8 protein-coding genes are annotated in these 11,824 nt (G+C 63.5%); 1 reads left to right on the top strand and 7 read right to left on the bottom strand.

Annotated elements, in window-relative coordinates; all coding sequences use genetic code 11:
- Window positions 1-30: 30 nt before the first annotated feature.
- From V2L18_RS20330 to V2L18_RS20305, 6 genes are all read right to left on the bottom strand, one after another.
- Window positions 31-900, bottom strand: a complete 870-nt coding sequence (locus V2L18_RS20330; protein ID WP_336180244.1) for an ABC transporter permease — start codon at window positions 898-900, stop codon at window positions 31-33.
- A 5-nt stretch (window positions 901-905) separates the two neighbouring features.
- Complete coding sequence (locus V2L18_RS20325) at window positions 906-1,853, bottom strand: ABC transporter permease (protein ID WP_336180170.1); 948 nt, start codon at window positions 1,851-1,853, stop codon at window positions 906-908.
- A gap of 119 nt (window positions 1,854-1,972) precedes the next feature.
- Window positions 1,973-3,481, bottom strand: coding sequence for an ABC transporter substrate-binding protein (locus V2L18_RS20320; protein WP_336180169.1), 1,509 nt, complete (start codon window positions 3,479-3,481; stop codon window positions 1,973-1,975).
- A 5-nt stretch (window positions 3,482-3,486) separates the two neighbouring features.
- Window positions 3,487-4,662: a dipeptide ABC transporter ATP-binding protein gene (locus V2L18_RS20315; protein WP_336180168.1), complete on the bottom strand. Its 1,176-nt coding sequence runs from the start codon at window positions 4,660-4,662 to the stop codon at window positions 3,487-3,489.
- Window positions 4,659-5,672, bottom strand: coding sequence for an ABC transporter ATP-binding protein (locus tag V2L18_RS20310; protein WP_336180167.1), 1,014 nt, complete (start codon window positions 5,670-5,672; stop codon window positions 4,659-4,661). Before V2L18_RS20310 ends, V2L18_RS20315 begins: the two co-directional genes overlap by 4 nt.
- The gene (locus V2L18_RS20305) at window positions 5,662-6,375 is read right to left on the bottom strand and encodes an FCD domain-containing protein (protein WP_336180166.1); all 714 of its coding nucleotides are present in this window, start codon (window positions 6,373-6,375) and stop codon (window positions 5,662-5,664) included. The genes V2L18_RS20310 and V2L18_RS20305 overlap by 11 nt, the downstream gene beginning before the upstream one ends.
- Before the next feature lie 669 nt (window positions 6,376-7,044).
- Between V2L18_RS20305 and V2L18_RS20300 the strand changes: the two genes are divergently transcribed.
- The gene (locus V2L18_RS20300; protein ID WP_336180165.1) at window positions 7,045-7,536 is read left to right on the top strand and encodes a DUF1566 domain-containing protein; all 492 of its coding nucleotides are present in this window, start codon (window positions 7,045-7,047) and stop codon (window positions 7,534-7,536) included.
- Window positions 7,537-7,812: 276 nt separating this feature from the next.
- Here V2L18_RS20300 and V2L18_RS20295 read toward each other — a convergent pair whose 3' ends face one another.
- Complete coding sequence (locus V2L18_RS20295; RefSeq protein WP_336180164.1) at window positions 7,813-11,535, bottom strand: vitamin B12-dependent ribonucleotide reductase; 3,723 nt, start codon at window positions 11,533-11,535, stop codon at window positions 7,813-7,815.
- Window positions 11,536-11,824 lie beyond the last annotated feature (289 nt).

Genomic DNA, 11,824 nt, shown 5'->3' with positions numbered 1-11,824 from the left:
CCTCTGAATGGAATGCGGGTATCGGAAAGATCAGCCTTCGCGCGGGTCGAGCGCGTCGCGCAGACCGTCGCCGAGAAGGTTGAACCCGAGCACGACGAGAAAGATCGCGGCTCCCGGCCACCAGGCCATCCACGGGGCCTGGGTCAGGAAGTTCTTGGCGACGTTCAGCATCGACCCCCAACTGGGTTCTGGCGGCTGCTGGCCGAGGCCGAGGAACGAGAGGCTCGCTTCCGCTATGATGGCCGTGGCGACGGTCAGCGTCGCCTGAACCAGCACGGGCGCGAAGACGTTGGGCAGGATGTAGCGGGAGATGATCGAGAAGTCGGCGAGGCCCACGGCGCGCGCGCCCTCCACGTAATCCTCGGTCTTGACGCTCAGCACCTGCCCACGGGTCAGGCGCACGAACTTCGGCATGGCCGACAGGCCGATCGCGATCATCGCGTTGGTGAGGTTGGGTCCGAGGAACGCGGCAAGCGCGATAGCGAGGATGAGGAAGGGGGTGGCCAGCAGCGCATCGGTGATGCGCGAGATCACCTGGTCGATCCAGCCGCCGAAATAGCCCGACATGAGGCCCAGCGGCACGCCGATGATCGTCGCGACGATGACGGAGACGACGCCGGCCATGAGCGATGCCCGCGCGCCCCAGATCATGCGCGAGAGGATGTCGCGACCGATCTCGTCGGTGCCGAGCCAATGGGCGGCGGACGGCGCCTTGCGGATGGCGCTCCAGCTCGTCGCCGCAGGGTCCGCGATCGGCAGGATCGGGGCTGCGAGCGCGACGATGACGAAGAAGCTGACCAGGATCAGGCCCAGAAGGGCGCTGCGGTTGTGCTTCAGCTTTTTCCAGGCGCGGTTGCCGGAGCGTGCGGGCAGAAGGTCGCTTGCCTCGGTATCGAGCACGTCGGTCACAGCACGCTCCTCATGCGCGGGTTGAGAAGGAAGTAGACGATATCTGCCACGAGATTGATGACGAGGTAGCCGACGGCGGTGCACAGCACCACGCCCTGAACGACGGCGTAGTCGCGGGTGAAGACGGCATCGACGATGAGCTTGCCGAAACCGGGAATGGTGAAAATCTGCTCGGTCAGCACCGCGCCGGCGAGCAACTCGCCGAACAGCAGCGCGGTCATGGTGACGATCGGCAGCAGCGCGTTGCGGAAGGCGTGCTTGATGACGACGACGGTCTCGCCCAGGCCTTTGGAGCGGGCGGTGCGCACGTAGTCGGCCCTGAGCACGCCCAGCATGGCGGAGCGCGTGTGGCGCATCAATGTCGCGGCGAGCGCCGTGCCGAGCACGAAGGCGGGCATGAGCATGGTTTCGAGCGAGTGCAGCGGATCGATGAACGGGGAGACGTAGCCGGAGGCCGGCAGCCAGCCGAGGTTCACCGATACCAGCAGGATCAGCATGATGCCGAGCCAGAAGTTTGGAATGGAAAGCCCTGACAAGGCGACGATATTGGCGATGTAGTCGAACACCGTTCCCTTCTTGACGGCCGACAGCACGCCCATCGGAATGCCAATGATGAAGGCGATGATGATGGCCATCACGGCGAGCTGAATCGTCACCGGCAGCTTCTGGCCGATCAGTTCCGTCACGGGCTGATTGGTGCGCAACGAAATGCCGAGGTCGCCCTTCAACGCCGAGCCTGCCCACGCGAGATATTGCTCGTAGACCGGATCGTTGAGCTTGTACTTCTCGCGAATGAACTCCAGAGCCGCGGGATCGCGTTCCTCGCCGGCGAGTGCAATAGCCGGATCGCCGGGCAGGATCTTCTGCAGCGTGAAGATGAACATCGAGACGAGGATCAGGGTCGGGATCGCGATCGCGAGCCGGCGTAGAATGTAGGACAGCATGGCTGTATCCGATGCGCCTTACGGGCCATTGGAGAGGTCCGGGGCACCCTTGAGGGCACCCCGGAACAGTTGGAGACTACTTGGCGTCCAGGTCGGGTCCCGGCGCGCGGACGGGCGTCCTAGTCCGCGTAGGTGACGTTCTCCAGCCGGATCATCCCGTCGGGATAGGCGGTGAAGCCCTCAAGCTTCTTGTTCATCGCCCAGATCCACTTCTCGTGATAGAGGTAGATGATCGGGAGTTCGTCCAGAAGGATGGCGTTCGCGGCGTCGTAGTCCTTCTTGCGCGTCTCGTCGTCGGAGGCGCTGCGCGCTGCGTTCAGCAGCTTGTCGACTTCGGGATTGCAGTAGCCGCTGTCATTCAGGCCGGCCTTGCAGGTAACGAAGCCGTGGATGTTGCCATCGGGATCGACGCGGCCCGACCAGCCGATCTGCGATGTCATGAACGCGCCGGAACTGTCGTCGGAAAGCAGCTTTGCGAATTCCTTGGACACGATCTTGATATCGATGTTGGCTTCTGCCGCCATGGCCTGAAGCACCTGCACGACCTGGGTCTGAACCGGGTTGTTGGGCACGGCCATCTCGATTTCCAGACGATCGAAACCGGCTTCCTTAAGAAGCGCCTTGGCCTTCTCCACGTCGCGCGCGGGGACCGGGTGGCTTTCGTCGTACCACGGGCTCGACGGCGAGACCGGCTGGTTGCCAGGCTGGAAGGCGCCCTCGAAAACGACCTGGTTCAGGGCGTCGCGGTCGAAGGAAAGCGAAAGAGCCTGACGCAGGCGCTTGTCTTCGCCAATTGGCGTCTTTGCGTTTTCACCGTTTCCGGTGTTGATGGTGATGCCCTGGTAGCCGAGCGACGTCGCCGCTTCCACCTTCAGGTTGGGATCGGCCTTGGCGGAGGCAAGGTCGGTCGCCGCCAGACGCTCCAGCATGTCGATATCGCCCGAGCGAAGGTTCGCAAGACGCACGGTGGTGTCGGGGATCGGAAGGAAAGTGACGTTGTCGAAGTGGAACTTGTCGGCGTTCCAGTAATTGTCGTACTTCGTCAGCACGATGCGATCCTGGGCGACGCGTTCCTTGAACTTGAAGGGGCCCGAGCAGACCGGATTCGCGCCAAAGTCTGCGCCTTCCTTTTCCGCGGCCTGCGGTGCGATCATCATGCCCGCGCGGTCGGCGAGCTGCGCCATGAGCGTGGCATCGGGCTGCTTAAGATGGAATTTGATCTCGTAGTCGCCCACGACTTCGGTCGACTCCACCGAGGTCAGCTCGGATTTGCGACGCGACTCGGGCAGCGTCTTGGAGCGATTGATATTGTAGGCGACGGCCTCGGCATTGAAAGGCTCGCCGTCGTGGAACGTGACGCCCTCGCGCAGCTTCATGGTCAGCGTCTTGCCCTCGTCGCTCCACGACCATTCGGTCGCGAGCTGCGGGATGATCTTGAGGCCGGGCGTGATGTCCACGAGCTTGTCGCACAGCGAGGTGTAGACAATGCGGCCGACAAATGTGCGCGACTGGTCGGGATCGAGCACGTCGGCATCGGATTGCAGCGCGATCTTGAGGTCATGGGCAAATGCCTGACCCGTCATGGCGGCAACGCTCAGCAAGAGCGTTGCCAGAAACTTCCTGTTCATTCCGTCTACTCCTCTGAAGGAACGGTTGGGGCCTGATTTTCCGGGTTCTTGCTTGCCGGGGTTTGGCCCTGCTTCTTTGTCCAGGCCCTGTAAAGGGCGAGCCGGTGCGCGGCGTTGGCCGGACGGGCGGGCTCCTCGCTCAACCCTGCCGCGCTCTCCTCGACGCTGCGCCAGTGGTGGCAGGCGACGAAGCGGTTGCCGCCGGAGGCTTCGAGATGCGGCTTCTTCTGCGCGCAAAGCTCTGTGGCGTGCGGGCAGCGGGTGTGAAAGCGGCAGCCGGAGGGCGGCGCCAGCGGGGAGGGGACGTCGCCCGTGATCTCCGCGACCATGTCCCGCGCGTGTGGCGAGGGAACCGGGATCGCGCGCATCAGCGCCTGCGTATAGGGATGGTGCGGCCGGTCGTAGAGCGCGTCGGTATCGGCCAGCTCGACGATCTCGCCCAGATACATCACGGCGACACGGTCGCTCATGTGGCGGATGACGGCCAGGTCGTGGGCGATCAGGATGAGCGTGAGGTCGAACTCTTCCTTCAGATCTTCCAAGAGGTTGATGACCTGGGCCTGGATGGAGACATCGAGGGCGGAGACGGGCTCGTCGCCGATCAGCACGGTCGGGCCGCTCGCAAGCGCGCGGGCGATGCCGATCCGCTGACGCTGGCCGCCGGAAAACTCGTGCGGATAACGGTCGGCGAATTCCGGGCGCAGACCGACACGGGCCAGAAGCTCGCGGACGCGGCGCCGCCGCTCGCCTCGCGTGCCGATCCGGTGCACGCGCATCGGTTCCTCGATGATCGCGCCCACGGTCATGCGCGGGTTGAGCGAGGAGAACGGATCCTGGAAGACGAACTGGAGATCGCGGCGCAGGGCGCGCATCTCTCGTTCCGAAAGCGCGCTGATGTCGCGGCCCTTGTAGAGGATTTCCCCGGAGGTGGGCTTGATCAGACGCACCAGGAGCCGCGCGAGGGTCGACTTGCCGCAACCGCTTTCGCCCACGATCGACAGCGTTTCGCCGCGATGAACCCCAAGTGTCACGCCATCGACCGCCCGCACCACGGCCTTTTCGCCAAAGAGCGAGCCGTCGGCGGCAAAATGGCGAACGAGGTCGCGGGTCTCCAGAATGTGCGGCGCGCGCGGCGGAAGCGGACGGTCCACCGTCTTTTCGGATGTGGTCACGGCGCTCATGCGGCTGCCCCGTCAAAATGGGCCTCTAGCGGCGCATGGATGCAGGCCGCCGCATGGCCGGGCGAAAGGTCTGTGAGGGGCGGAACGGCCGCGTTGCACTCTGCGCCGGCAAACGGGCACCTTGGCGCGAAGCGGCATCCCGGCGGCATGGTGTCGACGGTGGGGACCATTCCGGGAATGGTGGTCAGTCGGCCTTCGCGCCTGCTCAGCGACGGGATCGAGCTCATGAGCCCGAGCGTGTAGGGATGCTGCGGATCGATGAAGACATCGTCCACCGATCCCTGTTCGACGATCCGGCCCGCATACATCACCGCAACCCTGTCGCCGACCTCCGCGACCACGCCGAGATCGTGGGTGATCATGATGAGGGCCGTTCCCGTTTCTTCCTGCAGGGTGCGGATCAACTGGAGGATCTGCGCCTGGATGGTGACGTCGAGTGCCGTGGTCGGCTCATCCGCGATGAGCAGCGCCGGGTCGTTGGCGAGAGCCATGGCGATCATCACGCGCTGGCGCATGCCGCCTGAGAGTTGGTGAGGATAATCATCGAGCCGCTTGGCCGCGGCCGGGATCTTTACCCGGTCGAGCATTTCCAGAGCCCGGGCGCGGGCCTGCTTGCGGGTGACGGGGCGGTGCCTCAGGACAACCTCGGCGATCTGGTCGCCGATCCGGTAGGCCGGGTTGAGCGAGGTCATCGGCTCCTGGAAGATCATCGCCATTCGATTGCCGCGGATCGCCGCCATTTCCCGGCGTGGCGTGCGGAAGAGATCCTTGCCGTCGAACATTGCCGAACCGGCGGTGATCTGCGCCGGCGGCATCGGCAGGAGGCCCATCAGCGACAGCGCCGTCACCGACTTGCCGCAGCCGCTTTCGCCGACGATGCAGAGCGTTTCACCGGGTGAGACGGAAAAGGACACGCCGTCGACGACGTTTCCTGAAGTGCCCGAAAAGCGCAGCGTCAGGTTGTCCACGGCCAGAAGCGGGGACGGATTCGAAGCAGTGTCAGAGTGCATCGACCGCATCCTCCCGGGTGCGAAACAACAGGCGTTCCTGCAGGGCCAGCAGGTGCTGACGCATGAGGGTTTCCGCGGCGACGGGATCTCGCCGCTCAATGGCATCAAGGATCTGGACGTGCTGCATCTTGTAGCGTTCGATGGTCTGTTCGGTGCGCAGTGCCTCGCGTACGTGACGCCAGGAGTCGTCCTGACGAACGCGGTCGACCACATCAAACAGCGCGAGGAACAAGGTATTTCCCGCGGCGGCGGCAACCGCCCTGTGCAGGGCGCCATCCCAGAGCTCGCGACCGTCCATGTCGTCGGCGGCGGCAACCTTCTCCGCCAGATGGCGCATACCTGCGATGTCGGCCGGGGTGGCCCTGAGCGCGGCGAGCTGCGCAAGCGCCGGCTCGATGCGCAAGCGCACCTCCATCACTTCCAGCATGTTGGTGGTCTCCGGAAGGGCGCGCAGGTCTTCCTCCGGCCGTGCCGGTTCCTCGCCGATGAACGTGCCGGCTCCCTGACGCCGCCAGATGCGACCCTCGGTCTCCAGCACCTCCAGCGCCCGACGTACGGCACGGCGCCCAACGCCGATCTCGTCAGCCAGGTCGCGCTCGGTGGGAAGCTGGTCGCGCCCCTGACGATGCAGTTGATCGACGAGGATCCTGAGCCGCTCCAGAGCAAGGCTGGAATTCCGTCGGGTCGGTCTGTCGTCCGGCATGAGAAGGAGGCCTTTGGGAAACCAATTTCGATTGGTTCCATTGTGTGAGGCGCGATCTCCGCCGCGCAAGGCTCACTTTTAGGCAATCGTGGCGTGTCTTGCGGCATCGATGTTAAATGTCGCGGAATTTGGTGTTAAATATCAGAAATCAAACTGTAAATCAGAGATTATAAGTGTCAGAAGAAATTTCGATCGCCACGATGTTTGTGTGGAATGTTGCCTGGATGGAGTTGAGAATGAAATTTATGCAAAGAAAATAGTCATGTCTGGTTACGAATTGAGCAGGCGGCCGTTCCTGTAGTCACTGGATCTCAATGTGCGGAACCATTGGGCTGCGGCGCATTTGCCGGAGGCCAATGGTTCGCCTGCAGCGATGGGGTTCCATCTGTTGGCGGCTTCTCCGCATTGGCCTCCGGGGCACGCATTGCTCGGGCAAGAAAACGGCGATCGCATCGGCCCGCCCATGGGAAGCGTCCGTCGGGGTGATGTGCCGAGAGCCCATCGGTGACGGGTGCCGGAGAAGCCGTTGTGGATATCTCCTGCAGCCGCGCAAGGTTTTGCCTCGCGGCCGTCAGATGGGTGGTGACCCCCGCCATAAATCCACCCGATTGATCCTTATTTCACCACTCAGGATCCGCAATATGAACCAATGCAGGAACGTAAATTCGCATGCAGTTACGAGTTATTTTAAGCGCGGTTTTCGTGCTTATTCTTCCAATCTCCGCTCATGGAGCCTGCGTCAAAGGTAATGGTGCGGGTTTTGTCCTGCGTGGCGACGAGGCGATCGACCAGAAACATGGTTTGACCTGGAAACGGTGCGCGATTGGCATGCGGTGGGCCCCGCAGGAAAAGCGCTGTTTGGGAGACCCCCTCGGCCTTGGGCTGAATGAGGCGCTGGAATACGCGAGGAAAGAAGGAAATGGTTGGCGTGTTCCGACAGGGGAGGAACTGGGAACCCTGCTTGTAGATACGTGCGAGGGTCCAAAGATCGACAGCACCGTTTTCCCCGATGTCGCGGCTTCCGACTTTGGTGAAGGAGCTGCTTTCTGGACGTCGACGGAAGCGATGGTGCCCAACGCATTCTATTTCTTTGATTTTACCAACGGCTATGTCGACATGCACAGCCAGGGCTTTGGGTTATCGGTATTCCTGGTGAAATAGCGTCCGCCAGGCGACGTTAGAAGGCCATTCGGGACCTGTACGCGGGAGCCGTCTGTCCGGCGTCGTTTCCCGGAAAAGCATATCGAGCTCAATGCTTCCCTTTCGCCCTTCGCGGGCCCGCTATCTTGCGAGGGAACGTCAGCGTGAGCGATGGGCCAAGAATAAGAAAACCCGCCGATCGGATCCGATCGGCGGGTTTTCATTTGGCTGGAAGAATGGGCCCGGTTTCTCAGACCATCCTTTGCTATCTCAGACAAACACCGAGGTGTCGGGGCCTCAGCTGCAGCCGCTGGTGCCGCCGCAGGTGTCGCACTTCAGGCAGGTGCCGTTGCGCACCATCGTGAAGTTGCCGCATTCCGAGCAGGCTTCGCCTTCATACCCCTTCATGCGGGCCTGGGCGACGCGCTGGGCAACGGTGGCCTTGGCCGCCTGGGCAGCCTCCGCCTGCGGTGCCGTTTCCACCTGCGTCTCACCCTGAACGGTCGTCTCCGGGGCTTCCTCGGTGTCGAGGTCGCGCTTGAAGGCCGTTGCCGCGCCGCCGCGGGCGATCGAAGTGACCGGTGCCGAGGAAGCCTTGGGCGTGGTCTGCTTGGCCGCACCCGCCGGCTCGCCGGAACCGCCGATCAGGCGGAAGCGGTCCGTATGGCCGCGCACCAGGCCCTTGGAGACGATCATCTGGCCCGACTGGCCTTCCTTCTCGCCGTCGCCCATCACGGTGTTGCCGATCGTGTCCGGATTGACGTGGGCGAGATCCGTGCGGCCGAGATAGGAGACCGCCAGCTCGCGGAAGACATAGTCGAGGATCGAGGTCGCGTTCTTGATCGCCTCGTTGCCCTGCACCATGCCGGCCGGTTCGAACCGGGTGAAGGTGAAGGCCTCGACATATTCCTCCAGTGGTACGCCGTACTGGAGGCCCAGCGAGATGGCGATGGCGAAGTTGTTCATCATCGCGCGGAAGGCGGCACCTTCCTTGTGCATGTCGATGAAGATCTCGCCGAGCCGGCCGTCATTGTATTCGCCCGTGCGCAGATACACCTTGTGACCGCCGACGACGGCCTTCTGGGTGTAGCCCTTGCGCCGGTCGGGCATCTTTTCCCGCTCGCGCTCGCGCTCGTAGACGATGCGCTCCACGATCTTTTCCGCAACCTTCGCGGCTTGCGCGGCAACGGGCAGGGCGGCCAGTTCCTCCACCGCGTCCTCCTCGTCGTCTTCATCGGCGATGAGGGATGCGTTGAGCGGCTGGGAGAGCTTGGAGCCGTCGCGGTAAAGTGCGTTCGCCTTCAAAGCGAGACGCCAGGAGAGCATGTAGGCCTCCTTGCAGTCCTCAACCGTCGCATCGTTCGGCATGTTGATCGTCTTGGAGATCGCGCCGGAGATGAACGGCTGGGCCGCCGCCATCATGCGGATGTGGCTTTCAACCGAGAGATACCGCTTGCCGATCTTGCCGCACGGGTTGGCGCAATCGAAGACCGCGAGGTGTTCGTCCTTCAGGTGCGGCGCACCTTCCAGCGTCATCGCACCGCAGACGTGGATGTTGGCCGCCTCGATCTCCTTCCGGGAGAAGCCCAGGTGGGTGAGGAGGTCGAACTCCGCGTCGTCGAGCTTTTCCTGCGGGACTTCGAGCGCCGCCATCTGCTCGTCGCCGATGGTCCAGCGGTTGAACACGAACTTGATGTCGAAGGCCTGCTTCAGCGCGCCCTTGATCGTCGCGATCGTGGCGTCGGAGAAGCCCTTGGCCTTCAGCGTCGCGGTGTTGATCGCCGGCGCCTGATCGATCGAGCCGTGGCCGACCGCATAGGCCTCGATCTCGGCGATCTGGGCCTCGGTGTAGCCGAGCGTGCGCAGCGCTTCCGGCACGGCGCGGTTGATGATCTTGAAGTAGCCGCCGCCGGCGAGCTTCTTGAACTTCACAAGCGCGAAGTCGGGTTCGATGCCGGTGGTGTCGCAGTCCATGACGAGGCCGATCGTGCCGGTCGGCGCGATGACGGAGACCTGCGCATTGCGATAGCCGTGGGCCTCGCCGAGTTCCAGCGCGCGATCCCAGGCGGCGACGGCGCGCTCGACAAGGGTCTGGTCGGAACAGGCGCCGTGGTCGAGCGGAACCGGATTGACGGCCAGTCCCTCGTAGCCGCCGGCCTCGCCGCGTGCGGCGCGACGGTGGTTGCGGATGACGCGCAGCATGCTGTCCCGGTTGGGTGCGTACTGCGGGAAGGGGCCGAGCTCCTTCGCCATCTCGGCGGACGTCGCATAGCACACGCCGGTCATGATCGCGGTGAGCGCTCCGCCAAGGGCGCGGCCCTCGTCGCTGTCGTAGGGAATGCCCTTGGTCATCAACAGGCCGCCGATGTTGGCGTAGCCGAGGCCGAGGGTCCGGTACTCGTACGACTGCTTGGCGATCTGCTTGGACGGGAACTGCGCCATCATGACGGAGATCTCGAGAACGATGGTCCACAGCCGGACCGCGTGCTCGTAATTCGCCGTCTCGATCTCTTTCGTTTCCTTGTCCATGAACTGGAGCAGGTTCAGCGAGGCGAGGTTGCAGGCCGTGTCGTCCAGGAACATGTACTCAGAGCACGGATTGGACGCGTTGATGCGACCGCCGGCCGGGCATGTGTGCCAGTCGTTCATGGTGGTGTTGAAGTGCAGGCCGGGATCGGCGGATGCCCACGCGGCGTAGCCGATCTGGTCCCACAGCTCGCGGGCTTTTAGCGTCTTGTGCACCTTGCCGTCGATGCGGCGGATCAGGTTCCAGTCGCCGTCGGCTTCCACCGCACGCAGGAATTCGTCGCGCAGCGAGACGGAGTTGTTGGAGTTCTGGCCCGAAACGGTGAGATAGGCTTCCGAATCCCAGTCCGTGTCGTAGGTCTTGAACTCGATGTCGTGATAGCCCTGACGCGCGAACTGGATGACGCGCTTGATGTAGTTCTCGGGAACCTGTGCCTTCTTGGCCGCGCGCACTTCGCGCTTCAGTGCCGGGTTCTTGTTCGGGTCGAAGCAGTCGCCGTCGGAGCCCTGGCAGTTCACGCAGGCCTTCATGATCGCCTTGAGGTGCTTGGCGACCGTCTTGGAACCGGTGACGAGGGCCGCGACCTTCTCTTCCTCGTGCACCTTCCAGTTGATGTAGGCCTCGATATCGGGGTGGTCGATGTCGACCACGACCATCTTGGCCGCGCGGCGGGTGGTGCCGCCGGACTTGATCGCGCCGGCCGCGCGGTCGCCGATCTTGAGGAAGGACATCAGGCCCGACGACTTGCCGCCGCCGGAAAGCCGCTCGCCCTCGCCACGCAGGCGGGAGAAGTTGGAGCCGGTGCCCGAGCCGTACTTGAACAGACGCGCCTCGCGCACCCACAGATCCATGATGCCGTTCTCGTTGACGAGATCGTCATCGACGGACTGGATGAAGCAGGCGTGCGGCTGCGGGTGCTCGTAGGCCGACTTGGACTTGGTCAGCTTTCCGGTCTCGGGGTCGACATAGTAGTGGCCCTGGCCCGGGCCGTCGATGCCGTAGGCCCAGAAGAGGCCGGTGTTGAACCACTGCGGCGAGTTCGGCGCGACCTTCTGGGTCGCCAGCATGAAGCGCAGCTCGTCATAGAAGGCCTGGGCATCGGCCTCGCCGTCGAAATAGCCGCCCTTCCAGCCCCAGTAGGTCCAGGTGCCGGCGAGACGGTCGAAGACCTGCCGCGCATCCATTTCTGAGCCGAAGCGGGCATCCTCATCCAGCTCGGAGAGCGCGTCCACGTCCGGGACGGAGCGCCACAGCCACGAGGGGACGGAATTCTCCTCGACCCGCTTCAGGCGCGCCGGGACGCCCGCCTTGCGGAAATACTTCTGCGCCAGGATGTCGCTCGCGACCTGGGAGAACTGCGCCGGGACGGCAATGTCTTCCAGATGGAACACGATCGAGCCGTCCGGATTCCGGATCTCGCTCGTGGTGGTGCGAAACTCGATTGCCGCGTAGGGGGATTGCCCCTCGCTCGTGTATCGCCGTTCGATGCGCATTCTATGACCCCCTCGTCGACATCCAAGGCCGACAAAAGCAAAATTCCGCCGCATCCCGGGTTTGGCCGCACCACTCCCGGGTTCTCATAGACACCTGGCCTGTTGATGACGTCCCGGTCGTTGCCAGGGCATCTGGTATTGGGAGATGGGTCCGCCACTAAATATAGTGCGGTCGTTGCCTCGAGTCACGTCTGCACCTCCCATTCGCGGACACGGAAATTCCATCCGCGTGGAGCGGGCGGAATGCGATTTCCGAGGGTCCGTTGAAGGAGGAGTACGCTGGCCGCGA

This window comes from Breoghania sp. JC706, assembly GCF_037026715.1.
Lineage (GTDB): Bacteria > Pseudomonadota > Alphaproteobacteria > Rhizobiales > Stappiaceae > Breoghania.
The sequence above is the reverse complement of the archived record's forward strand: the minus strand, read 5'-3'. Positions and strand labels throughout refer to the sequence as shown.